Raw genomic sequence first — 23,295 nt, 5'->3', positions numbered from 1 at the left:
CGAATCCTTTCTTTTTGCTTACGATGACCCAAGCCTATCGCAGCATTCGACACTGAAAAACGTGAATTTTCAGAGGCTTCGGTTCGTAAAAACCGAAGTGACGCTCTTTTTCAAGCGCCTGGCGAAGCGCACCACGCGCGCCACATCTGCCGATACGCCGCTTCCAGATTACGCGTGAAGCGCGGTGCATCCATCATCGGTGAGCGTTCGAGCCTTGCGCGCAGCGTCGAGCGCAACTCGGTCAAACGCGCCAGATCGTTGGCGAGGCGAGTCACGACATCGACGTACGCCGCGTCGTCATGAACCACGAGTTCGCCGATGCCGAGATTCATCAGCAGGCTCAGACCCGCGCGGCTGACCGATGTTTCGCCCGCGCGCGATGGCACGGGCACGCCCATCCACAAGGCGTCGAGGCTCGTCGTGTGGCCGTTGTACGGATAGGTGTCGAGGCCGATATCGATTGATTGATAGGTCCGCAGATAATCGACGCGCGACTGATATCCCACGTACCGAACGCGCGACAGATCGACGCCCAACGCGCCGAGACGCTCACTGAAACGTTCGCGCGGGCCGGGACCGGCTAGCAGAATGAAGCGCGCATTGGGCACGGCGGCGAGTATTGCCGCCCACATGCGCAACGTGCACTCGGACGCCTTGCACGGATTATTCAGGCATCCGAATGTAATGTGACCGTTGCGCCACGCTGGCAACGCATTCACGTTCGGTGCATTCGGCGACGTGACGCGCGGATCGAAACACCAGAACGTCTCGGGCAACCACACGGTCTCTTCGCTATAACGATCCGCGAGATCGGCCGTGTCGCGCGGATCGATCCACGGGTCGGTCAGGCGATAGCGGATGGCGCTGCTGCCCGTCGTGCCCGGATACGCGAGCCATTGCACTTGCACAGGCGCCGGTCGGCGTGCGAACAATAATGGCCGGCCGCGCGACATGTGCATCGTCAGATCGACCAATACGTCGATGCCATCGTCGCGAACGAGTTGCGCCAATTGCTCGTCGTCGAGCGCGTGAACGTCGCGCCAGGTGTCGGCCATCGGACGGATCAGGTGTGTTATCGCGTCGGGCGTTTTAACGCTGGAATAACAAAAGATGTGGTACGCCGCGTGATCGTGTTGCGCGAAGACCGGCGCGGTGAACATGGCCTGGCAGTGTCCGTCGAAGTCTGGCGCGACGTAGCCAATTTTGAGCCGTCGCTCAGAATCGCGATTGTTGGTATGGACGATGTCATGGCGAAGCAGCGGCGCTTCGTGTCGCGCGGCGAAGCGCAAACAGTCTTCGAGAATTTCGCGTGGCGTTTCCGCGTGATAGGTCAGCGCGTAGTTGAGATTTCGATGCACACATTCATCGTTCGGTCCGCAATCGACGGCGCGACGGAAGCTTTGGATTGCCTCTTCCATTGCGCCCATATCCTTGAGTACGCCGGCGAGGTTATTATGAGCCTCGGGAATATCGTCTCGGATTGCAATCGACCGGCGCAGGATTGATTCAGCCTCTTCAAGGCGACCAAGGCTTTGCAAAATGCGGCCAAGATTGTTATGCGCTTCGACGTGATCCGAACAGCATTCTATTGCCCGGCGATATGTCCGTTCAGCGTCGTTCAGGCGATCTTGATGACCATAAAGTATGCCGAGGTTGTAGTGGATATCGGCAGCATCGGGCGCCAGAATCAACGCCTTGCGATATTCAGTCTCGGCATCGCAAAGGCGCTCCAGCTTTTGGAGCGTATAACCGAGTGTGGTTCTTGCCTGTATGTTATCCGGCTCCAGAATGAGAACTCGACGATATATGCGTTCCGCATCCTCCAACGAATCGAGTGCGTGGTAGGCATTGGCCAGCCCCATAAGCGCATTCGTGTCGTCCGGACAAACCGACAATGCCGCGAGAAATACCGCTTGAGCTTCTCGCACGCGTTGCAGCTTATGTAAAACCGCGCCGAGACCGACATGTGCCTCCGAGTAGTCTCGTCGGAGTTCGATGGCGCGCCGGTAAAACGCCTCAGCTTGCGCAAAGTCTTTCAGATCGTTCAAAACCTGAGCGAGATTAAAATTTGCTTCAGCAAAATCAGGGCGACACGCCACGGCTTGCCGCAAAGCCGCCTCCGCTTCCACGAGGCGTCCTGATTCGCGCAATAAATTACCCATATTGTTGAATGCGTCCGCGTAATTTCCTCTAGCAGCAATTGCGCGTTGAAAGGCAATTTCAGCCTCAGCCAATCGACTTTGACTCTTTAAAAGATTCGCGAGATTGAAATGTGCGTCCGCAAAATCGGCGCGCGCGGCGCACGCCTGACGAAGCGCGGCCTCTGCCTCCACAAGACGTCCCTTTTTGACAAGCAGATTACCGAGATTGTAATGAGCCTCCGCGAAATCAGGACGAATGGCAATCGCCTCGCGATAGACAGTTTCCGCATCTTCCAATCTGCCTCGCAGCATCAGCAAATTACCGAGGTTGGCATATCCGCCGGCGTATTGAGGGTCTTGCGCTACCGCACGACGCCAATGCGACTCGGCCTCGTCGAGTCGATTCAGCCGATAGCAACACACCGCGGCGAGATTCAGCGCTTCGATATCCGCGTACGGCTGATTTATTTGATATTCCAGCGCTTCAAGCGCTTCAACGAACCGCTCGCTGGAGTAAAACGCCGCTGCTGCGCCGTATGAATCGGATTTGGCGGACATGCTTCGGGCACGCAAAAGAAAATGGACCCAAAGATAACAAACCACCGGTCCGAATTCGTCAATAACTATAAAGAAACGTCCTCGCCTGCAAAGCGATTCCCCTACTCACGCCCCCTCCTGGTGCGCCGCCCCTCGCTCCTTCGACTTGCGATCTATCTCAAAACCCCGCAAGCTCTCGCCGGAGCGCGAACCAACGCCGCGCATTGTCCAGAACCCGAGGCGCCCATGTCCGATAAATCGATGAGTGAAGAACGCAACGGCTCCGACACGCCCGACCTCCTCTATCTGCTTCAAGGCGCGGACGATTTCAGCCACTTCGTCTTCCCCGATAGCGAAGCGCTTTTCAAAAGTCTTGCGCGACGGCAAGCACCGCACACGCTTTTCATCACGTGCGCGGACTCGCGTGTGTCGCCCGAGATGATCACGCAGACGCGGCCCGGCGAGCTCTTCGTGTGCCGCAACATCGGCAATATCGTGCCGGCTTATGGGGAGATGCTCGGCGGCGTGTCGGCGGTAGTCGAATACGCGGTGCTCGCATTGAACGTGCGGCAGATCGTGATCTGCGGCCATTCCGACTGCGGCGCGATGAAGGGCCTCGCCTCGGGCGCAACCATCGCCGATGAAATGCCTACGGTGCACGCGTGGTTACGCAACGCAGAAGCGGCGCGCAGTGTGGTACGGGCGCGAAAGCTGGAACACGAGCGCATGGTTCAGGCGATGGTCGAAGAAAACATCCGCCTTCAACTTACGCATTTGCGTACGCATCCGGCAGTCGCGGGACGGCTCGCGCTTGGCCAGCTTCAAGTGCAGGGTTGGGTATATGACATCGGGCAGGGAAAGGTATCGATCTTCGACGAACACGGGGGCGGCTTCCAGTCGATTGCCGAAGCGCGCTTGCGCCTGTTACGCGAACAGGCGCGTTGAAAATACATGAGAATGGCGGCGTCAATAGGGCTGACGCCGCAACGAACGATTACTGCACGCCCTTCTTCGACGCGAGATCCTGAGCCATCTTCAAGTGATCCTGGATCGTCGGCAACGCCTTTTGCGCCGCTTCCTTCAGCTTCGCGTTCTGGCCGCCGTCTGCTTCCTTCTGGAATAGCGCCACTGCCTCCTGGTGGCCCTGCACGCCAACCTTCTGGATATATGCGGTATCGAATGCCTTGCCGTGCAATGCCTTGAGCGAATCGATCGCGGAAGTATCCGAATTGTCCTTGGGCACGGTCACGCCTTTGGGCGCCGCCATTTTTAGCTGCACGGTCAGCTTGGTATGGTCGACGATCATATGACGCGCGAAGCTCTTCACGTCTTTGTCCTGCGAGTGCGTCTGAGCAAGCTTGGCGGCATCGATTTCCGTCGATCCCGAAGACGACGCGCCCTGCACGAAATCCTTGTCCGGTTGCGTAAGGTCGTTGGCAAGCGTGGTGCTGGCAGCTTCGGTCTGTGCAAAGCTCGCGATTGGCGCGGCTGCTGCAAGCGCGGTGACGATCATAACGATATTGCGTTTCATGTGGCCTCCTGTGGCGATTGGTGCTACCTGTTGTCAGCAATGCAGGTGCCACTCAATGTTTTTCTGGCAGATTCGAGAATGCGTGAAGCGGAATGTCGCTTGCTCGAACTTGATAAACTGGTCGTTCATTCCATCTTCTGCCCGATAGAAGCCATGCCTGTCTACGATTACGAATGCGGCGACTGCGGCACTTTCGAAGCAAATCGCCGTATCGCCGAACGCGATGAACCCGCAGCCTGTCCACGCTGCGGTGAGACTAGCGCGCGCGTCACCATCGGCGCGCCATCGCTTGGACGCGGCGGTAACGGCGGCGCCAACGTGAGCGAAGATTCGGGGAGCTACGGCATGCGCCATCGCGGCGGTTGTGCGTGTTGTGGCTGATCGATGCACGCGTGTCCACATGCGTTCGGGCACGGCCATTGCAAAAGCACGAACCCGTGGCGGGCGGCGTATGATGCACGGGACAGGCGCGTAGTTGTGCAGCTTGAGTCGAGTACCAGCGTCATTGCCGTTGCGCGACCTGAAGCGTGGATCACGAGCATTGCGGTCCACGTGCCTCAAACGAACAACCGGAGGTAATAAGGATGACGATAGAGTTCAGTGGGCGGCGTCACGTCGTGGCGGCAGCGCGAGTTGCGTTCGAAGCCAATGTAGATGGACGTGAAGTCTGGTGCAGCGTCTCTCTCGATGCGCTCAACGATCACTTCGGCAATACCGGCACCTCTTCCCATGCCATCCTCAGCGCGTTCGAAGGCGGACGCGTCGAAATCGAAGATTCAGCGCGGCGAGCGCTCGAACGCAATCACGGCCAGTCCGTGGAACTCGAAACCGGCGACTTCAGGAACAGCACGAAGCAATAGCAAAACGCGTACGCGTTGTACCGGGGCGGCGCCGCCGCCTCGGTGAACGAATCGACGCTCGATGCATTTATCAGTGCACGTAAAAACGCGTCACTGCATCGAAAAGCCGCCACACGGGGCACGGCATTCTGAAGAATCCGTCATAGCCGGCGCTCAACAAAACGTCGCGTGGGTCGCTGCTCTCCTCGGCCGCGAACGCAATCAACATCTGATCCAGCGATGCTTCCCTGCCACATTCGCGCAACGCGCGTACAAGTGCATGGTCGTGCTTTGCCAGCACCTCGTGCGCCTCGTTCACGCGTGTATCGATGAACAATACCTGCGGCCGCCACATGTGAGCGAAATGAAGCGCGCTTTGCGCATCCGCGATCTGCACGGCATCGAAGCCACGCATGGCGAGCATCATCGCGAAAGACTCGCCGACATCGGACTCGGAATGCACGAGCATTACGCGTCGTGGATCGCTTTCCACGGCGGTACGCTGATTCCAGATTTCGCTGCGCCCGGGGCGCGTGTTGAAGGGTCGTCGGTTCATGTCGGAATGACGCAATGATAAGCACCGCGCCATTTAGGTGATTTAGCAAGGACGAGGCCCGCACTTCGACAAAAGTTCAGCGGGCGGCCAGCAAGCCGACGATCAGTCCACCAATTGCCGCTAGTGCAATCGACTTCCACGGGTTGTAGTGCACGTAATCGTCGGCGCCTTCGGTGACATCGCGATAGCGCATCGCAACGACGTCCTTGGCACGCCGCCCATGCTCGATGAACTTGTTCTTGGCCGCCTGCGGATGAAACCGGCTACCTAGATGCTGCGCCGTGACTGCTGCGGGCTGCGCGAGCACGGCCGGACTGTCGCCGCCTTCCAGCACGCTGCCATGCACGTGCCGCGACGGATGCGACGGATGCGCGTGCGCCGGTTTGTGCGGCGCGCCGGGCGAGAGTGGAATCACGCCCTGATGCTGTTCGAGACCGGGCGTGAGCGCGGACCCGAGTGCGCCCTGCCCGCGCCTTTGCCGAAGCGGCAGCGATTCGCCCGATGCCGCAACTCCCTTCTTGTTGCCGTTTGCATTGTCCATGGCGCTCTCCTTTTTACGTCGTCCCACCAAGTCATCAAGCCTGTCGTGAAGCCCATGTCACCCTTACGCAAGAGTCGCACCGAATGGGCGCGGCGGCAACTCGCTCCTGACGATATGGCGCCACGCGATATCGACTCAATCGCAATCTGGCTCACATATCCGTGAGAATTGCTCGTTTGCGACGCCCACACGGCCAGCCTACGATTCGGCGAACAAGAACGAAGCGTTTATCGGTAATGCGGGCTTGATGCTGCATGATTCGTTTCACGCCGCGCGGAAGCATCCGCCCAACAAGCGCCGATACCATGGCTTCGCTCTTCCCTCTCTTGCGAAGCCCGCCATGAATCCCGTCAATCTGGTCCAGTTGTTCATCCTTGCCGCGCTGTGGGGCGGTTCGTTCCTTTTCATTCGTATCGGCGTAACGGATTTCGGCGTGGCGCCGTTGATGGCCTTGCGCGTCGGCATCGGCGCAGTGTTTTTGTTTGCGGTGCTCGTGCTTCGCGGCCGCATGCGTCAGGCACTCACCGCGATGCGCGAGCGCGCATGGCCGCTTCTGATGGTCGGCATCCTCAACTCGGCCGCGCCGTTTTGCCTTTTCGCCTATGCGGAGTTGACGCTGTCGGCTGGCGTCACTTCCGTCATCAACGCGACCACGCCGCTGTGGGGCGCGCTCGTCGCCTACATCTGGCTCGACGATCGCCTGAGCAAGCTACGCATTGCGGGACTCGCCATCGGCTTTGCGGGCGTGCTCGCGCTGGTTTGGGATCAGATGTTCGTCCACGATGCCGGCGCCGCGACCGTTGCACCGCTCGCCACTGCGCTCGCCGCCCTGGCCGCACTGGGCGCGACATTGTTCTATGGGATCGCCGCCAGTTACACCAAGCGGCATCTCATGGGTGTCGATTCGTTGATCGTCGCGACAGGCACCATGAGCGCCGCGACGCTCGTCCTGCTACCGTTTGCGCTGTTCTGGTGGCCAACAGCGAGCGTTTCAATGCACGCGTGGGGCGCGGTGCTCGGATTGGGCGTGGCATGCACAGGCGTCGCTTACATGCTGTTCTTCCATTTGATCGCCGTGGCTGGGCCCGCTCGCGCGATTACCGTGACCTTCGTCATTCCAATCTTCGGAATTCTGTGGGGCGCGCTGTTTCTCGCCGAACGTGTATCGGTCGGGATGGCGGTGGCGTGCGGAATCGTGCTGATCGGGACAGGGCTTGCAACGGGCGTGGTCAAGCGCGTTGCGTGGCCGCGTGCACGACGCGCAGCGGCGGCGAAGCAGTGACGCCAGGAGCGCGTGGCTTTACCGCCAGAGATGGACGAGCGGGCCATCTTCGCCGGCCACGGGATCGTCATGGGGAAACGGCAACGCTTCCATCGCTTGTCGTTCCGCCTCGCTGATGCCTTCGCGGCGGATGTCCCACTGCTGTCCCGGCGGATAGGCGCCCACCACTTGAAAGCGCCGACCACTCGCCAAAAGACAGTGCCCGGTGCCGGCGGGAAGAACGATGGCATCGCCCGCGCGGATTGCGATGACTCGGCCTTTCGGCCCGCCGATGATCAATTCCGCCTCGCCCGAGATCACGCCGAGCGCTTCGTGCGCGGTCGAGTGAAAGTGGTGATAGTCGAAGACCCCGTCGCGCCATTGCGGCGGCCAGCCGTTTTGCTGAAAGAGAGATTCGAAGCGGCCGGCTACGTCGAACTCGCGCGAGTCGATTGCATTACGCCAGACGAGAACCGGCAAGCGCGTGTTATTCGGTACCCAGCCGTTTTGCGCCAGCATGAAAGATTCGCAGCGCGCGTTGGCGGCAAGTGAGGTTTTGGTTTCATGGGACATGACGTGATCCTCCGGGTCTTACGACGGAGGAGCAACGTGTGTTCCAACGAAGTCATGGCGTCTCCTGCCGCCCTCACAACCATTACGCATCAATGCCCGTGCCAATGCCCATAACCGCCCACGCCGATCCCCACTGAAACCGCCGGCGCCGCGTAATAACCGGGGCCGTAGGCATAGCCATACGCCGGTGCATAGCCGTAAGCGGGCGCAGGCGCATAGCCGTAAGGCGGCGCATAAATGCAGCCGCCAAGCCCCGCCGCGATGACTATCGCAGTTGCAGTCGCGAGCGTTCGAACCGCACCTCGCTTACCGTGTTGTCGATTAATGTTTTTCATGATCGATGCGACTCCCCGTTCGTCCCCGTCTACCAGCGGCGATACCCATATCCACCGTGATGCGCGTACCAGTCACGCTGGTTCCAGTACCGATAGCCGTCCCAATACCGGTCGCCATGCCATCCGACGATGACAGCAGGCCCCGGCGCGACGACAACGGGCGCCGGTTGATAAGCGACCACGGGCGGCGATTGATACACGACCGGAGGCGGCGGAGGCGGCGCGGCATAAACCGGCGCGGCGGGCGCCACATATACAGGCGGAGGCGGCGCATAGACCGGCACCGGTACACCCAGATTGACGCCGACGCTCACACCCGCCAGCGCCGATCCACAAGCAAGCCCCGCACAAGACGCGATACCCAGTCCGATGAGACTCTTCACGTTCATGTTTTCCTCGTCCGAAGCGACCGCGCATCGCAGCCATGAATCCATGTTAGCGATGCCTTCGCAGGCTTGAGTTACAAGCGCTGTAACAGATGTGAACACTGAAATGAAGCTTGCAGTGCCCTGTTGAACCCGTCAGCGGGTTGCGCGCTCGTATCGTGCATGGGATATTTCCGGCTCGATAAAAAGGATGCCGGCCAATGGACCTCTTGCGCAGCATGCGAATCTTTGTCCGGGTAGCCGAGGCGGCAAGCTTTACCGTCGCCGCGCAGCACATGGACATTACGACCGCGCAAGCGTCGCGCGCGATCACCGAACTCGAGTCGCATCTGCGCACGCGTCTTTTGAATCGCACGACGCGCCGCGTCGCATTGACCGATGCTGGGAATCGCTATCTGGCGCGCTGCAAGGAAGTGATCTCGCTGGTCGACCTCTCTGAAGCGGAAGCCAGCGACGCGCAAGTGTCGCCAAGCGGCGTGTTGCGCATGCACGCGCCGATCACCTTCGGTCATCACTATGTCGTGCCGGCGCTTTCTCAGTATTTGGAAGAGCATCCGCTCGTGCGCGTCGAGTTGACCTTGTCGCAGCAGGTTCCCGACATGCTCGACGAAGGCTACGACGTCTTCCTGCAGGTCACGAGTTCGACGCTGCCCGACTCCGCGCTCGTCTCCACGCGTATTTGCACGATGCCGAGCGTGCTGTGCGCATCGCCGAACTATTTGCGGCGGGCCGGCATGCCGATGACCGTGGAAGATCTTTCGAAGCACGCGTGCCTTCAACTCGTCACGACATTCTTTCCGGTGGATCGATGGACGTTCGAAGGCGCGCAAGGAAAAGTCGATGTCGAACTTCCGCCTGGCCGCCTTCGCGTGAATTCCGCCGATGCACTCGCCGTCGCGGTGGCCAATGGTCTGGGTATCGCGCCTTTGCCGATGTTGTCTGCCCTGCCCTCGCTTACGAATGGCGCGCTGGTGCGCGTGCTGCCGGACTGGGAACTGCAAAAGATGACGGTGTATGCGATGTACGCTTCGCGCCAATACCTCGATGCGAAGATCAAGACTTGGGTAGCGTTTCTGCGTGATTACGTCGAGGCCAAACTGGATGCTAGTTTTGGAGAACGGTACGACGTCGACAGTTGAATGTGGATGTTCAAAAAGCCGACCATTAGTTGCATGTTTGTGCTGAACGAGCCTGCACCTCGCAGGCTCGTCGTCTCAAACTGTCTTGACTTGCGTGGCCATTATCGGAAAAAGCTTGCCCTTGAACAGGGCCAGCACGGTCCCGACGGTGAGACTCGCAAATACCACGTTCGCCACGATGAAAGATGCCGGAGCCAGCCAAAGCAGCGGGCCTGCTGCGCCGCGTTCCAGCATGCGGATTGCCATCGTCGGCAACGCTGCAACGCCGAAGCTGAACGCCCAGTACGAAGGCGTGAACGATTGCTGACGAATCCACGGCAGGAGCCGCGTGAGCATCATTGCCTGATAAACACCGTAGCCGAGAAGCATGTAAGCGAAGAGATCCGGCACGCCATGCGTGATCGCGAGATACGACACGCCTCCCACCACCGGCGGCGCGAGCTGGATGCCGAGCGTGGGACGCAGCGCGTCGGGCAGCGGATCGTGTACAGCCGCGCGATGCATCACGATCGATTCGATCGCGAGCCACGAGAACACACCCACCCCGAAGAACAACGCGCCGATCTGCGTCCAACCAAGACTCGCTGCCGCCGTTCCCGCGACGAAACTCGGCGCGACGGTCGGCAGATAGATGGCCGGCGTCGTCAGTTCGGGCTTCCGGCCGCCTTGCCAGAAGCGTCCGTGAAGATAAGCGCCGAGGCCGAGCTGACTCACCACGCCCGCGACGAACAGCACGATCGCTAATTCTCGCGAATAGTTCTGCACCGCTTGCGCCGCGAGCAATGTCGATACAGGCGCGAGCGCGGCGAACGACGACTGCACGGGATGCGCCATCTCGGCGATGGCCGCGTCGCGCTCGATAAGCCACTTGCGTGCATACGCGATCATCAAAGCGAGCCAAACCGACAGCGCGCCCGCGGTCAAGAGCGGCGGCACGACGGCCGGAATCGCCCAGACATGCGCCGCTGCTCGCCATGCGCCCGCCAAGGCCAGAAGGCCCACCGCGATGCCGAAAAAAGCGACCGGCATCGGTTGACGCTTGTTCATACGATCATTGGTGTCCATTGCCCTTCTCCGTGAATGCGCGGGTAAGAACGCGTGCTGCGCTCTTGTGTCCGTCGATGGAGAAAGCTTAGGTCCGTCAGGCCGTTGCGCGAATGTCGCAGCGTCTCGATTGACTACTCGATCGTCTCAAAGACGAGAGGTATCGGCGAAATGGGCTGTCTTTGGACCGTGGATTTGCAGACAGTGCCTGGCGCAGGGATGGCCAATGGCGAATGATGCGGATGGCATGCAAAGCACCACATGCAAAATGCCAAACGCAAAGCACGATCAACTCTACACACAGGAACAATGCATCCGACGTCATCCCACCAGGGAGGGACTGCGGCAAAACAGGCGCGGGCGCCAAGTCCGCCGCGTGTCAAACGCAGAAAGCCCTTCACGTCACGATCCGGGACACGCAGTAACCTCCGCGCGGATAATAGACACGACGGCATCATTCCAAACGTCACTGCGAATAACACCCTTGGCATTAGGTGCACCGCATGCAAAACACAAAATGCCCAGCGTCGCCGGCAACTTTGCCCGTTTTGCGCCACAGCCATCAAGCACGCCAGCGCACCGGGCCATGTCACCTCGAACGTGCACGACAACAACCACGCAAAACATCGATAACGCCTGGAGAATCGAGAAGATGAGAACTTTCCCGCTGGGTCTGCCGTTCCGAGCGTTTTCAATCGCGACCGCCCTATTCCTTTCGGCTTGCGCACAGACCGGCCCGGTCGAATTCTCCGCGAGCGCCAACCCACCCGCTTCCGACAACGACGGTCCCGCCGACTTCAGCGGCATGGACAACTCGATGAACGCCTGCAAGACGCAGTCGCGACAGGCAGGCGCGGACCGCTGCACACAGGTGCGCGCCTACGAATCCTGTATGAAGAGCAAAGGCTACATCACCGTTCTAGGCCCGGAAAACCCGCCGAACTGCGGACAACCCGACTGGGAGCAGGACGTGCGCAAGTGGCTGCGTTGAGCCGAGCAAATTCATCGACGGCGCGAGGTCCATATCCACCACGCCCGTGTTGGCTTACGACCGCGCGCATCATTGCACCGACGAGCAACGACACGCTCACCACACGCTAAAGTCAGGTGATCCGCATGCCGTTATGCGGTGCATGAGAAAGAAACGCCTACACTCCCGCGATATGAACAACGCCTTCGCCGCAGCCGCCGAGGCGCTTGCCCTTTTTTGCCGGCTGCGCAACGTGGATGCCGCCGACTTGCCCGCCCAGGACGTGGATACACTGCTCGACCTCGCCTTCGAAGAAGCCGCGCAGCAAGCGGCCGCCCGTAGCGAGGCGCGCCGTCCCGGCTGAGCAAGAGTATTCACGGACGGGAGCATTACTTGCTTTTCAGAACGACATGGCGCCGTGGGCCACGCGCCGCGGAGGCTCCATGTCGAAGATACTCGGCCCGATACTGGGCCCGCACGTAGCGAACGTCGCACGTCATCCGTTCGGCTTCGTCATGCGCACGATCAAGGCATTTCGCGCCAATCAGGGCATGCTGCTCGCGGGCGCGGTGGCTTATTACGCGCTTTTGTCGATCGTGCCGCTTCTGATCCTCATCGTGATCGTGCTGTCGAAATTCATCGGACAGAAGGAACTGCTCGACACGCTCTCCCATTTACTCGAATGGCTCGTGCCGGGACAGGCACGCGCAGTCGTGCGTGAACTCGCGAATTTTTTGACGCATCGCGCGGTCATCGGTTGGCTTCTTCTCATCACGATGATCTTCTTCAGTTCGCTCGCCTTCACCGTGCTCGAGAACGCGATGTCGGTGATCTTCGTGCATCGCGTGGCGATCCGCCGTCGGCACTTTCTCCTGTCCGCCTTGCTGCCGTACTGCTACATCCTGTTCTTGGGCGTCGGCATGCTGATCGTGACTTTCGTCTCGAACGGGCTTCAGGCGATGGGCACGAACAGCCTCTATTTCCTCGGCATCGAAATATCGCTCAAAGGCGTGTCGCGCCTTTTGCTGTATTTGCTCGGCTTCGCGGGCGAGGTTTTCGTGCTTACATCGATCTATCTCGTGATGCCGGTGGGACGACCGTCACTGCGGCTCGCGTTGATAGGCAGCGTGACCGCTGCCATTCTTTGGGAAATCACGCGCCACGTGCTCGTCTGGTACTTCGCGACGCTTTCGCAGGTAAGCGTGGTGTACGGATCGCTGACGACGTCGATTGTCGTGCTGTTTAGTCTGGAGGCACTCGCCACGTTATTGCTCTTCGGTGCGCAAGTAATCTCCGAGTTCGAGCGCTTCGGCCTGCCTCAGGCCACCGAGCCGCAACCGTTCCACACTGGCACGGGCTGAACCTATCCGCCTGATGGTCCGATTGCATTTTATGTGCGCTATCGCACATAAGTTTGACTTTCTCGTCCGACAAATAGCGCTAAATTCCCCATTTCGATGCGCGGGCGTGAACTCTGCTACGGTAGTATTCAAAATGCGAGCGACACGTCCTGTAAATGTCGATGGCATGGTGCCGCTCTAAGCACTTCGCCTATAAAATGCGGCGCCAGCCCTCCTTACGCGGGCATCGTGCGAAGCAAACTGAATTGCATCCATCGTTGAGCGCCAGGTAACGCGGGCGTTCGGCATGCTTTATTGCGGCGAGAAGGATCAGTCGGCTGTCGCTGCATAGCCATCGATCTTCAAGGCTGTACTCATCATCAGTTGGGCCATTCGTTTGAATGGGTGCGCCACGCGGGCCTTCATATCGCGTGCGCGCCATTCCACTGTTATACGGCGGTGTCGAGCGTGTTGTGTAACGCTAGTTGGACATCGCCCGACGATCACGTTCCGGAGAGCGCTGTCATGCCTCACCACGCTGAACTACCCCAGGAGAGCATCGCGGGTCACGCACGACCCGCGAATGATCCCACTGTCATTGCCATGGAAACACCGCCGCTCGATTTGGAGGATGAGCCCGTGGCGCAGCGCGCACCATTGCGCTTTGGGCGTCTCGCCTTGTGGAGCGCGTCGGCGGGCGCGTTGGCCGTCGGCGTGCTGGGAACCATCGCCTACAGCATGTGGTTCTCGCACGATCAACGCGTCTATGCCGAAGCGATGTCCAGCGCACGCCAGACGTTAGGTGTCGATCAACCGACTTTTGTCGCGGCTCAGGTGCCTGCACAGGTGCAAACGCAGACGCAAGCCGTTGGCACGGTGGAAGCGGCGCCCGTCTCCGTTCGCGATGCGTCCGTGAGCACGACTGCACCCGCCGTCTATGGCGCGGACACAGTGGATGCCGCCGCCATCGCCGCCGCTCCAACGCAAGCGGCGCCGACCGTGCAACGTCCGAGCGCGGTGGCCGCAACGCGACCTCAGTCGCAAACTGCCTCGGCGCGCGGAAACCGCGCGGCTTCGGCCCAGGCTAGCGCCGGCCAGACTCAGGCTGCACGCCGGCGCGCGGCGCGCGCCAGAACGGACACCGGCCTCTTCGCGCGCGTGGGCGCGTTCTTCCATCGAGTGAGTTATCGACGCAATGCAACAGCCGGTCAGCGAGAGGAATATTCCCGTCCGTGAAGCATCGGCAGCGCCACCGATGCCCGCGGATGAAGACGCCGTGGATCGGCCGCTGCCGCATCGCATTTTGAATACCGTTCAGGCGCTCGCCCGGCGTGCGGGCATTCGCGGGCCAGCTCCGCTTGCAGCCGTGGCATTGTCGCTGCTGCTCATCGGCCTGCTCTTTCTTGCGGTTCAGGTCCGCACCATTTTCTCGGTGCAATTGCATCAGGAATACATCGGGCTCGTGCTCGAAGCAGTCGAGCGTGCCGATGCCGCGCGTAGCGCCTCGGTGGTGCTGCTGGGCACGCCGGCGAGCGATGCACAGCACCACATTGCGTACCGCCAGGCGCGCATCGAGTTTGCCGCGCGGCTCGGAAGCCTGCACGCGCTCATCGGTTCGAGCCCGGTGCCCGCGCCGCCAATGCCCGCTGACGTCCTCTCGCCTGCTGCCGATTTTCGCGCGGCCAGCAGCGCGCTCGATTCCGTCTATGCCTACTGGCGCACCGAGCGCGACCGCGCCAGCGCCGATCTGCGCGAGCGCATCGTGAGCGTGTCGCATACGCTCATCGCGTTATCGGCGATCGTGTTCGGCGTGTTGATCACGGCGATCGGAATGTATGCAAAACGCAATCGACAATTGGTCGGCATGTCGCATGAGTTCGAACACGCTTCACTGCACGACGCGATGACGGGCCTGCCCAATCGACGCAAGCTGTTCGCGTCGCTGGAGGAGTCGGCCGCGCGCCTTGCGAACGGCGCCGAACCGGCACGCATCGCCGTGTTGTATATCGATCTCGACGGCTTCAAGCGCGTCAACGATACGCACGGTCACCGTATCGGCGACGAGTTCCTGATTGCGATATCGCGACGCTTTCGCCAGACCGTGCGTAGTGGCGACGTCGTCGCGCGTATCGGCGGCGACGAGTTCGCCGTGCTCGTGCGCGAGTTTTCCGGGGACAAGGAGCTGGCCGCGATCGCGCAACGGATCATCGATTGCGTGACCGAAACCGACATGCAGATGCGTCTTTCGCTGGTGCGAGCAAGTATCGGCATCGCGAGCTACCCGGACCGGGTGAGCGACTATTGGCGCCTCGTCGCGGTCGCCGACGACACCATGTACACAGTCAAGCGTAACGGCAAGAACAACTACGCCTTCGCCTCTCTCGCACCCACTGCATCTGCTTCCGCTTCTATCTAGGCCGCTGCACGAAGGTCTTCCTGGCCACCGAGCGCGTCGGTCAGGTCGCCGAGCATGCGCGCGAGTTCGCCTGTCATCAGCATGAAGTCGGATTCGAAGCGTTCATCGTCGTTGGTCGCGGTGGGATCGGCGGCTTCCTTGATGACGTCGAGCGCGCTGACCCGCTTCAACGTAAGCGATGGCGTCAAGACGTAGGAAACGCGGTCGTTCCACGTCATGGCAAGCCGCATGCACTGCTTGCCCGCTTCGATATGACGGCGCATGTCTTCCGCTTCCAGCGCGTGACCCACGTAGCGGACCGTTGCATTGCCCTCGCCAGCAGAACGCAGCTCGGTATCGCGGTCAAGCGTAAAGCCCGCGGGCGCTTCGCCTGTTAGGAGCCACTCGGTCATCGCGGAAACGGGCGACCGTGCCACGCGCACACTCATCAACGGAAGATCGGTCACCGACTTGACGAGCAGACCGATGATGTCGTCGCATAGCGTCGCCGACGCAGCGTCGATTGCAAGCCAGCCATTTACAGGGTCGATCCACACGCGCGTATCGCGCCGGATGCTGAACGCGCGCGGCAAGAGTTCGTCGGTGATCTGCTCCTTGAGCTCGCGCATCTGCTTGCGGCCGGGTTTGAAGCCCTGCTGTTCTTCCACTTCGAGCGCGCGTTCCTTAGTGAACTGCGTCACGACCGAAGCGGGCAAGAGCTTCTTCTCGGCGCGATACGTAATGAGCATCTGTCGGTTGACGGCATAGACGAGCGAGTCGTCGCCGTGCGGCGAAACCCAGCCGCGCCGTTCGTTCTCGACGCTCGATGCAGCACTGAAGCCAAGTGGCGCGAGCCACTGCTGCAGCTTTTCAGGGGTGATGTTCCACGGTGCGGGCAGACGGTGAAGCTGGAGGTTTTTGAACCACATGGCGAGGTATCGATGCGTTCGGGAAAAGCGCGCCATTTTATACGACGTGGCACGAGGTCGAAGCGCGTTACACTAGAACGGCTCAAAAACGCTTGAATGCCTCAGCAATAGGAGCACCGATCATGGATAACCTGGACGCGCAAGGCACCTTCCGCGGGCTGCCGTTGACCACCGAGCAGGACGCCGAAGTGCGGCATTACATCAAGAAGAAAAAGCAGCGGAACGAGCCGTGGGATACACCCGAACTCAACGCAATGATCAAGGACATGCTCGACCCTCCTGGCGATGACGACGATACCGCCGACATCGACGATGAAGAGGAAACGCGCTCCGTGGCCGAGCGTGCATCGGCGTTCATCGACGAAGACATGGAGCCGATAGAGCACAACGAGGAATGGCACGCCGCCATGGAAGCCGAAGTGATGAAAGGGCCAAGACGCTAAAGCGATTCATAGCAGCCAGGCCAAGGCAATAAAAAGCGCCGGTAATCAGCCGGCGCCGCATGTGCTTAAAACACTTCGAGCTTTAATGTCTGTGACGCATCCAGTCGCGCGGCGGATGTGTATCGAGCCATCGTGCCTTGGGGACGTTGATATGCGGATGACGATGATGCATCACGAGAATCACCGCGGCGCATAGCAGCACGACAATGCCCACCATCAGGCTGATCATCGGTTCGGTCATAAGCAACCTCCTTAGCGGAACAAGGGGCGACGCTTGCACAGCTTGAGAGCGTGCGGCGCTTCCAGGCATCATGCGCTTAAACGAACTTCACGGCGCAGTGCATGCCGATGGAATTTTTCAAGCCAGCCTGAGGTAAAGCTTGGAGCGACCGAGCGATCCTTAAGCGCACGTTGCTTTGTATTGCGCAAATACTTCGAAGCTTGACGGAACGAGTCGCGCACGCTTGTCCTATGATGAAGAGACTTGAAGAGACGTAAGAGAGTCGCAAGAACGCTTTAGAAGAGCCGCTCAAGGACCGCTAACCGGAGACGTGCAACATGGCAACATGGAAACCCGACCCGAGCTTCTATCCTTCGCCTCGCCTTGCAGCCAAGGCTCCGCGAGAAACACTCGCCTATGTCGCGACATTCGACCCCGAGCGCAATACGCCCGACAAGCTAGCGGTCGTCGATGTCGATCCCGATTCGCCGGACTATACGAAGATCGTCGGCGAACTCGCCATGCCCGATACCGGCGACGAACTGCATCACTTCGGCTGGAACGCCTGCTCTTCGTGTCTTTGCCCCAATGCGCCGCACCCGCATATGGAAAGGCGTTATCTCGTGGTGCCGGGGCTGCGCTCGTCGCGCATTCATATCGTCGATACGAAGCCCGATCCAAAGCAACTCAAGATCGTGCGTACGATCGAGCCCGATGAACTCGCCGAGAAAACGGGCTATACGCGTCCGCATACCGTGCATTGCGGACCGGGAGGCATCTACGTCACGGCATTGGGCAATGCAGAAGGCAAAGCGCCCGGCGGCGTGCTGATGCTCGATCAACAGAGCTTCGATCCACTAGGCCGATGGGAAGTGGACCGCGGCCCGCAACAGCTTGCCTACGATGGCTGGTGGCATCTCGGTTACGACACGATGGTGACGAGCGAATGGGGCACGCCCGATACCTTCGAGAGCGGCCTCGTACCCGAACTTCTTTTAGGCGCGAAATACGGCAGAAAACTGCATTTCTGGGACTTCACCAAGCGCAAGCATATTCAGGAAATCGACTTTGGCGACGAGTATCAACTCGTGTTCGAACTGCGCCCCGCGCACGATCCGACCAAGGCGTACGGCTTCGTGAATTGCGTCATCAGCTTGAAGGATCTGTCCTCGTCGATATGGACTTGGTATCGCGACAAGGACAAGTGGGCCGTCAAGAAGATCATCGACATTCCCGCGGAACCTGCCGATGCCTCGGTTCTGCCGCCGCTTCTTCAAGGCTTCGGCGCGGTGCCGCCGCTCGTCTCCGACATCGATCTCTCGATGGATGATCGCTTCCTCTACGTGTCCTGCTGGGGCACGGGCGACATGCTTCAGTATGACGTCTCCGATCCCTTCTCGCCCAAGCTCACAGGTAAGGTCCGCATCGGTGGGATCGTGTCGCGCGCCACTCATCCCGGCGCTAAAAACGGTGCACTCAATGGCGGACCGCAAATGGTCGAAGTCAGTCGCGATGGTCGGCGCGTCTACTTCACCAATTCGCTTTATGGCGCGGTGGACGCGCAGTTTTATCCCGAAGGTATCGACGGCTGGATGGTGAAACTCGACGCCGATCCGAACGGCGGCCTTAGCACCGACAAGAACTTCTTCATCGACTGGCCGAAGGGGCACAGGCCGCATCAGATCAGGCTGCAAGGCGGCGATTGCTCATCGGATTCGTTCTGCTATCCGTGACCTCCTCGTCGGCGTTATGGCTCACGGCTGCGGGATTGGGCGCCTTTCATGGACTCAATCCCGCAATGGGCTGGCTCTTTGCCGTCGCGCTCGGACTCTATGCGCATAGCAGGCGCGTCGTTCTGATCTCGCTCGTGCCGATTGCGCTCGGTCATGCGTTATCGGTAGGGCTCGTGCTGGTTGGCGCGCTTACGCTCGGGACCATGCTTGGACATGAGATGCTCGCGCGTGGTGCAGGCCTGGTGCTGATCGGCTGGGGCATATGGCGGCTGTGGCGCGGTCATCGTGGACGGCCTTCGGTTGGCATGCGCACGGGCCTCGCGGGCCTCGCGTTGTGGTCGTTCGTAATGTCGAGCGCACACGGCGCGGGCCTCATGCTCGTGCCGGCGCTCTTGCCCCTGTGCTCGGGCAAGCTTGCCGGCGGCGCGCTCGAAGCGGGCGCCCTCGCGCTCGCCATCCACACGGCGTCGATGCTTGCCGTCATTGCCGTCATCTCCCTGCTGGCCGTGACGGTGCATGAGCGTGTGGGGCTCGGGTTTCTACGCACGGGGTGGGTCAACGTCGATTGGCTCTGGAGTGTGGCCCTCATCGCATGCGGCGCGTGGCTCTTCGTGTAGTCTGGATTCCGCTGCTGCAAGACAGGCCTCAAGGGCCGACGCACGTGGCGGACGCCGGCAGAAGTTAGGCGCTAAAGGCCTACTGTCGTCGATTGCGTGACTCAGTTAGTCCCGGCAATATCAACCGACATAACGATAAAAACAAAAGAACGCGGCGCAGAAAATTCCAGGAACAAATGGCCTAGTCGAACGAGGGGGAGCACACCGATGCGCGAAATTTCATACGAAGAACAAACCGTCAAATCCGGCAATCCGCTAGCGCGTTATGCACATCGAACGCGCATGAACATGGCGGTCGATTTGGTGACCGGACTATGTGCGAAACGCGGCACGGTGGTCGATTTCGGTGCTGGCCCTGGACTCTTTTTGCACACGCTCGGCGAAGCGCGCCCGGACGTGACGCTCGTCGGTCACGATCCGTACATGGCGCCCACCTTTCCCGAAATCAAATACGCGGAGTCGCTGAACAACGTAACGCCGCAAAGCGTCGACGTGCTGACCGCCTTCGAAGTCTGCGAGCATCTCTACGACAACGAACTGGCCATGCTGCTCGATGACGCCGCGCGCATTCTCAAGCCGAGCGGCGCGCTCGTGATCTCGGTGCCGATCATGTACGGCCTCGCAATCGCGCCGAAGGTATCGAACTGGATGCTCCGCAGTCGTTCCTTCAAGTCGGAATACACGCCTTCCGAAGTGCTCAAGTCGATGGTCGGCATGTCCGTGAGCCGGCCGATCAATCCGCGCATCACGCATAAGGGTTTCGACTTCCGTGAGTTGCGCGATCTCGTAAGCGTGGGCTTCGATATCAATGCCGTGCATATGAGCCCGGTGCCGCATATGCCTTGGTGGTTGAGTTCGCAATACTTCATGATCTGCAGGCCGAAAGCGCAAGGTTGAGGTATTCGACTGCTGGGCGATACGCCGGGAACGCGACGAATGCGGCCCGGCGTTTCACATGGCGAGCGCTTCTGCCAGGCAATTGCATTCGGCATGCATAATTCCGGCATGCAAAAGACCGAATGCAAAATGCCCTCTCACTCTCGCCGCGATACTTCTTCCGCATCTGGTAACGCGGCGGTCGTCCATCCGCCGCCGAGCGCCTTGATCAGCGCGACGCTGGCCGCCATGCGCCGCCGCTCGATACGCACCTCCGTGCGTTGATCCGATAACACGATAGCCTGCGTCACCACTACGTTCAGATACGTGATCGCGCCGTTCTCGTAGCGATTGCCAACCTTCGATAACGCGCGCTTCGCTGCATCGACCGCGTCGCGTTGCGCTTCGCTCTCACGGCGCAAAACCTCCAGCGCGTTGAGGTTGTCCTCCACTTGCCCGAAAGCCGTGAGCACCGTTCGACGATAATCAGCGACGCTCTCGTCATAAGTCGCGCGTACCGCATCGCGTGCCGCGGCACGGCCACCGAAGTCCAGTGCGGTGAAAGCGAGTTGCGGCCCGAGCGACCAGAAGCGGCTTGGCGCCATCAACCAGGAACTGAAATTGGTGGCTTCGAGGCCACCCGTCGCGGCAAGCAGCAGATTCGGAAAGAACGCGGCCGTCGCCACGCCGACGCGTGCGTTGGCCTCAGCGACGCGGCGCTCGGCCGCCGCGATATCGGGCCGTCGCTCCAGCAACGCGGAAGGCACGGAAAGCGGCAGCGCAGCGAGTGCCGCCGATGGGCGCGGCGCATGCCCTTCATCGAGCGGCTCGACATCGAGCGTGAAACTCGACGGCGGCTCGCCAACGAGAATCGCGATTGCATTCACGAGGCTCGCGCGCGCGGTTTCGAGATCGATCAACTGCGCCTGCGTCGAGCGCAACTGCTCCTCCGCCTGCGCAACATCGGACTCGGCCGCGATGCCGCCTGCAAACCGGTCACGCGTCAACGCGAGCGCCTTGTCGTAGGCTTGCAGCGTTTCCTTTAAAAGCCGCTCTTCCTCCACCGTGCCGCGCAACTCGAAGTAGTTACTTGCAAGCTCGGCCTGCATCGACAGGATCGCACTTTGCAAGTCGGCTGCGCTTGCCTGCGCTCCCGCACGTCCGCCTTCGACCGCGCGGGAAATGCGGCCCCACAAGTCGGGCTCCCACGAGATTTGCGCATCGACCAGATAGTCCGGCACTGTCACGCCCGCGCTCGACTTGTACATTATGTTCGACGACGCCCGCGACTGATTGAATGCAGCATTCGCCGTGACAGTCGGAAAGTATGCCGAACGCGCCTGCGCGACGGCCGCTCGCGCGCCGCGAAAACGCGCGGATGCCGCCGCCACCGTTTGGTTCGCGCTCGCGACGCGTTCCTCCAGAGCGTTCAATTGCGGGTCGCCGTAGATTTCCCACCAGGGAGCGCGTTGGGTGGCATCGGCGGGCTGCGCGGCTTTCCAGTTTTGCGGCAGTGTGTCCGCATGAACGGGCGCATCGGCGGGTTCTGCCGTTTTGTATGCAACGGGCATCGCCACGTCGGGCTTGCTGTAATCCGGCCCGACCGCGCATCCGCTTAACATTAGCGCCAGCACCGCCGCCAAACTTGGCATTCGGCATTTTGCATGCAGCATGCTCATGATGCTTCGCCGCCCTGCTTCGGTTGACTCGCACCAGGCGTGGCGTTCGCGCGTCCGATGCGCACCGCCGCTCCATCGATGATCGAATCCGGGGGATTCACGATCACACGCTCATCGCCCGACAATCCGGCTGCGATCGAAACGCGCGTGCCGTAATCGGTTCCAAGCGTGATCGGCAGCAGCTTCACGAGATTGTTCGCATCGACGCTCGCCGCATGCACGCCATCCGGACGAAACAGCAGCGCATTGCCGGGTAGCGTGTACGACGCGCTAGCGTTGGTGAGATGAAAGCGCACTTGCGCATAGGCGCCTGCCAGCAATTCCCCGCTCGGATTCTTCACGCCGACTTCGACACGCATGGTGCGTGCAACCGGATCGACCGCTCCCGCCGTTCGCACCGTGACGCCCTCGAACTTGCGATTGCGCTCTTCGTTGAGGATCAGTTCCGCTGGCAAGCCGGGGGTCACGAGCCGCGCATAGGCTTGCGGCACATCGACGAACACGCGCAGCGTAGTGGCATCTTGTATATGGAAGAGCTCGCGGCCGATCCCCGCGCTGCCCGCATCGATCAACTGGCCGACATCGGTGTTGCGGGCCGTCACGACGCCATCGAACGGTGCATAGATCTTCTGGAACGAAACCATCTGCTCCAGTCGCGACACGTTCGCCTGCGAGGCGTTGAACGCAGCTTCCTTGGCGAGCATGTCGCCGGTCTTTTCATCTGTCTCCTGCCGCGAGACCGAGTTGTTCTTCGCCATCTGCACCCAACGATCGGCGGTGGTCTTCGCCAACAGATAATTGGCGCGCGCCGTCTGCGCATCGGCGCGAGCTTGGCGCAGCTGATCATTGATCTCGGGTGCATCGATCTCCGCAAGCAGCTGTCCTTTGCGCACCTTGGTGCCGATATCCGCGGTCCAGCGTTTCAGATAGCCATTGGTGCGCGCAAAAATCGGGGCATCGGAGAAGGCACGGATATCGCCTGCGAGCACGAGGTCCTGTGTCGGCTTCATGCGCGTCGGCTTGATGATTTCGACGGTCTGGACGCTGTGCTCGCCGGCATCGCGTTCCAGTTCCGCGTGCGCGGAATGGCGTGACCAGATACCCTGCGCCACCAGCAACACGACGACCACGAGCGCGATCACGAGCCACATGCGCCCGCGCTTGCGTGTCGATCGTTCGTTTGACTGCTCGTTCATTCGAACTCCGTATA

Annotated in this window: 26 protein-coding genes; 14 read left to right on the top strand and 12 right to left on the bottom strand. The window is 60.5% G+C overall.

Annotated elements, in window-relative coordinates:
- Positions 1 to 110: 110 nt before the first annotated feature.
- A complete protein-coding gene (locus P9250_RS32655; protein ID WP_409014940.1) occupies positions 111 to 2,699 on the bottom strand; it encodes a tetratricopeptide repeat protein in 2,589 nt (862 codons plus the stop codon).
- Positions 2,700 to 2,924: 225 nt separating this feature from the next.
- On the opposite strand from P9250_RS32655, the gene P9250_RS25085 reads away from it, so the two are divergent.
- Positions 2,925 to 3,623, top strand: a complete 699-nt coding sequence (locus P9250_RS25085; RefSeq protein ID WP_244827862.1) for a carbonic anhydrase — start codon at positions 2,925 to 2,927, stop codon at positions 3,621 to 3,623.
- 49 nt (positions 3,624 to 3,672) lie between these two features.
- On the opposite strand, the gene P9250_RS25080 is transcribed toward P9250_RS25085, so the two are convergent.
- The gene (locus P9250_RS25080) at positions 3,673 to 4,209 is read right to left on the bottom strand and encodes a DUF4142 domain-containing protein (RefSeq protein WP_250464641.1); all 537 of its coding nucleotides are present in this window, start codon (positions 4,207 to 4,209) and stop codon (positions 3,673 to 3,675) included.
- A gap of 153 nt (positions 4,210 to 4,362) precedes the next feature.
- On the opposite strand from P9250_RS25080, the gene P9250_RS25075 reads away from it, so the two are divergent.
- Together P9250_RS25075 and P9250_RS25070 are read left to right on the top strand one after the other, a co-directional pair.
- Positions 4,363 to 4,590: a zinc ribbon domain-containing protein gene (locus P9250_RS25075; RefSeq protein WP_250509005.1), complete on the top strand. Its 228-nt coding sequence runs from the start codon at positions 4,363 to 4,365 to the stop codon at positions 4,588 to 4,590.
- Between the two features lie 203 nt (positions 4,591 to 4,793).
- On the top strand, positions 4,794 to 5,069 hold the full coding sequence (locus P9250_RS25070; RefSeq protein ID WP_244827860.1) for a DUF1488 domain-containing protein: 276 nt from the start codon (positions 4,794 to 4,796) through the stop codon (positions 5,067 to 5,069).
- A 70-nt stretch (positions 5,070 to 5,139) separates the two neighbouring features.
- Here the strand turns inward: P9250_RS25070 and P9250_RS25065 are convergent, their stop codons facing one another.
- Both P9250_RS25065 and P9250_RS25060 read right to left on the bottom strand, forming a co-directional pair.
- On the bottom strand, positions 5,140 to 5,604 hold the full coding sequence (locus tag P9250_RS25065; RefSeq protein ID WP_250508984.1) for a response regulator: 465 nt from the start codon (positions 5,602 to 5,604) through the stop codon (positions 5,140 to 5,142).
- Positions 5,605 to 5,680: 76 nt separating this feature from the next.
- A complete protein-coding gene (locus P9250_RS25060) occupies positions 5,681 to 6,145 on the bottom strand; it encodes a glycine zipper domain-containing protein (protein ID WP_310395761.1) in 465 nt (154 codons plus the stop codon).
- 340 nt (positions 6,146 to 6,485) lie between these two features.
- On the opposite strand from P9250_RS25060, the gene P9250_RS25055 reads away from it, so the two are divergent.
- On the top strand, positions 6,486 to 7,427 hold the full coding sequence (locus P9250_RS25055) for a DMT family transporter (protein ID WP_310395759.1): 942 nt from the start codon (positions 6,486 to 6,488) through the stop codon (positions 7,425 to 7,427).
- An 18-nt stretch (positions 7,428 to 7,445) separates the two neighbouring features.
- Here the strand turns inward: P9250_RS25055 and P9250_RS25050 are convergent, their stop codons facing one another.
- The 3 genes from P9250_RS25050 to P9250_RS25040 form a co-directional block, all read right to left on the bottom strand.
- Positions 7,446 to 7,979 (bottom strand): cupin domain-containing protein, encoded by a 534-nt coding sequence (locus P9250_RS25050; RefSeq protein WP_310395757.1) that lies wholly within the window; start codon positions 7,977 to 7,979, stop codon positions 7,446 to 7,448.
- Positions 7,980 to 8,068: 89 nt separating this feature from the next.
- On the bottom strand, positions 8,069 to 8,314 hold the full coding sequence (locus tag P9250_RS25045) for a hypothetical protein (protein WP_250464633.1): 246 nt from the start codon (positions 8,312 to 8,314) through the stop codon (positions 8,069 to 8,071).
- A 29-nt stretch (positions 8,315 to 8,343) separates the two neighbouring features.
- Entirely contained in the window at positions 8,344 to 8,703 is a 360-nt protein-coding gene (locus P9250_RS25040) for a hypothetical protein (protein WP_310396872.1), read from the bottom strand.
- A gap of 197 nt (positions 8,704 to 8,900) precedes the next feature.
- Between P9250_RS25040 and P9250_RS25035 the strand changes: the two genes are divergently transcribed.
- Entirely contained in the window at positions 8,901 to 9,839 is a 939-nt protein-coding gene (locus tag P9250_RS25035) for a LysR family transcriptional regulator (RefSeq protein ID WP_310395754.1), read from the top strand.
- Between the two features lie 75 nt (positions 9,840 to 9,914).
- Here P9250_RS25035 and tehA read toward each other — a convergent pair whose 3' ends face one another.
- A complete protein-coding gene (gene tehA / locus P9250_RS25030) occupies positions 9,915 to 10,904 on the bottom strand; it encodes a dicarboxylate transporter/tellurite-resistance protein TehA (protein ID WP_310395751.1) in 990 nt (329 codons plus the stop codon).
- Positions 10,905 to 11,535: 631 nt separating this feature from the next.
- Here tehA and P9250_RS25025 point away from each other — a divergent pair.
- The 5 genes from P9250_RS25025 to P9250_RS25005 all read left to right on the top strand — a co-directional run bounded on the left by P9250_RS25025 (position 11,536) and on the right by P9250_RS25005 (position 15,609).
- Positions 11,536 to 11,874: a hypothetical protein gene (locus tag P9250_RS25025; protein ID WP_310395749.1), complete on the top strand. Its 339-nt coding sequence runs from the start codon at positions 11,536 to 11,538 to the stop codon at positions 11,872 to 11,874.
- 172 nt (positions 11,875 to 12,046) lie between these two features.
- Positions 12,047 to 12,217 carry a hypothetical protein gene (locus tag P9250_RS25020; RefSeq protein ID WP_250464626.1) on the top strand — a complete coding sequence of 57 codons (171 nt, stop codon included), beginning with the start codon at positions 12,047 to 12,049 and terminating at the stop codon, positions 12,215 to 12,217.
- 79 nt (positions 12,218 to 12,296) lie between these two features.
- On the top strand, positions 12,297 to 13,214 hold the full coding sequence (locus tag P9250_RS25015) for a YihY/virulence factor BrkB family protein (RefSeq protein WP_244827851.1): 918 nt from the start codon (positions 12,297 to 12,299) through the stop codon (positions 13,212 to 13,214).
- Positions 13,215 to 13,718: 504 nt separating this feature from the next.
- Positions 13,719 to 14,429: a hypothetical protein gene (locus P9250_RS25010; RefSeq protein ID WP_309963797.1), complete on the top strand. Its 711-nt coding sequence runs from the start codon at positions 13,719 to 13,721 to the stop codon at positions 14,427 to 14,429.
- Positions 14,430 to 14,448: 19 nt separating this feature from the next.
- The gene (locus P9250_RS25005) at positions 14,449 to 15,609 is read left to right on the top strand and encodes a GGDEF domain-containing protein (protein ID WP_310395747.1); all 1,161 of its coding nucleotides are present in this window, start codon (positions 14,449 to 14,451) and stop codon (positions 15,607 to 15,609) included.
- Here P9250_RS25005 and P9250_RS25000 read toward each other — a convergent pair.
- A complete protein-coding gene (locus P9250_RS25000) occupies positions 15,606 to 16,517 on the bottom strand; it encodes a recombination-associated protein RdgC (RefSeq protein ID WP_310395745.1) in 912 nt (303 codons plus the stop codon). The genes P9250_RS25005 and P9250_RS25000 overlap by 4 nt on opposite strands.
- A gap of 122 nt (positions 16,518 to 16,639) precedes the next feature.
- On the opposite strand from P9250_RS25000, the gene P9250_RS24995 reads away from it, so the two are divergent.
- Positions 16,640 to 16,960, top strand: a complete 321-nt coding sequence (locus P9250_RS24995) for a hypothetical protein (RefSeq protein ID WP_250525786.1) — start codon at positions 16,640 to 16,642, stop codon at positions 16,958 to 16,960.
- A gap of 82 nt (positions 16,961 to 17,042) precedes the next feature.
- Here P9250_RS24995 and P9250_RS24990 read toward each other — a convergent pair whose 3' ends face one another.
- Entirely contained in the window at positions 17,043 to 17,201 is a 159-nt protein-coding gene (locus P9250_RS24990) for a hypothetical protein (RefSeq protein ID WP_244827846.1), read from the bottom strand.
- A 317-nt stretch (positions 17,202 to 17,518) separates the two neighbouring features.
- On the opposite strand from P9250_RS24990, the gene P9250_RS24985 reads away from it, so the two are divergent.
- The 3 genes from P9250_RS24985 (at position 17,519) to P9250_RS24975 (ending at position 20,427) form a co-directional block, all read left to right on the top strand.
- Positions 17,519 to 18,913, top strand: a complete 1,395-nt coding sequence (locus P9250_RS24985) for a selenium-binding family protein (RefSeq protein WP_244827845.1) — start codon at positions 17,519 to 17,521, stop codon at positions 18,911 to 18,913.
- Complete coding sequence (locus P9250_RS24980; protein WP_409014939.1) at positions 18,910 to 19,530, top strand: hypothetical protein; 621 nt, start codon at positions 18,910 to 18,912, stop codon at positions 19,528 to 19,530. Before P9250_RS24985 ends, P9250_RS24980 begins: the two co-directional genes overlap by 4 nt.
- 207 nt (positions 19,531 to 19,737) lie before the next feature.
- On the top strand, positions 19,738 to 20,427 hold the full coding sequence (locus tag P9250_RS24975) for a methyltransferase domain-containing protein (protein ID WP_310395742.1): 690 nt from the start codon (positions 19,738 to 19,740) through the stop codon (positions 20,425 to 20,427).
- A gap of 137 nt (positions 20,428 to 20,564) precedes the next feature.
- Here P9250_RS24975 and P9250_RS24970 read toward each other — a convergent pair whose 3' ends face one another.
- Both P9250_RS24970 and P9250_RS24965 read right to left on the bottom strand, forming a co-directional pair.
- A complete protein-coding gene (locus P9250_RS24970) occupies positions 20,565 to 22,058 on the bottom strand; it encodes an efflux transporter outer membrane subunit (protein WP_310395740.1) in 1,494 nt (497 codons plus the stop codon).
- A 23-nt stretch (positions 22,059 to 22,081) separates the two neighbouring features.
- The gene (locus P9250_RS24965) at positions 22,082 to 23,281 is read right to left on the bottom strand and encodes an efflux RND transporter periplasmic adaptor subunit (RefSeq protein WP_310395738.1); all 1,200 of its coding nucleotides are present in this window, start codon (positions 23,279 to 23,281) and stop codon (positions 22,082 to 22,084) included.
- Positions 23,282 to 23,295 lie beyond the last annotated feature (14 nt).

This window comes from Caballeronia sp. LP006 (assembly GCF_031450995.1).
In the GTDB taxonomy this organism is placed as follows: domain Bacteria; phylum Pseudomonadota; class Gammaproteobacteria; order Burkholderiales; family Burkholderiaceae; genus Caballeronia.
The sequence above is the reverse complement of the archived record's forward strand: the minus strand, read 5'-3'. Positions and strand labels throughout refer to the sequence as shown.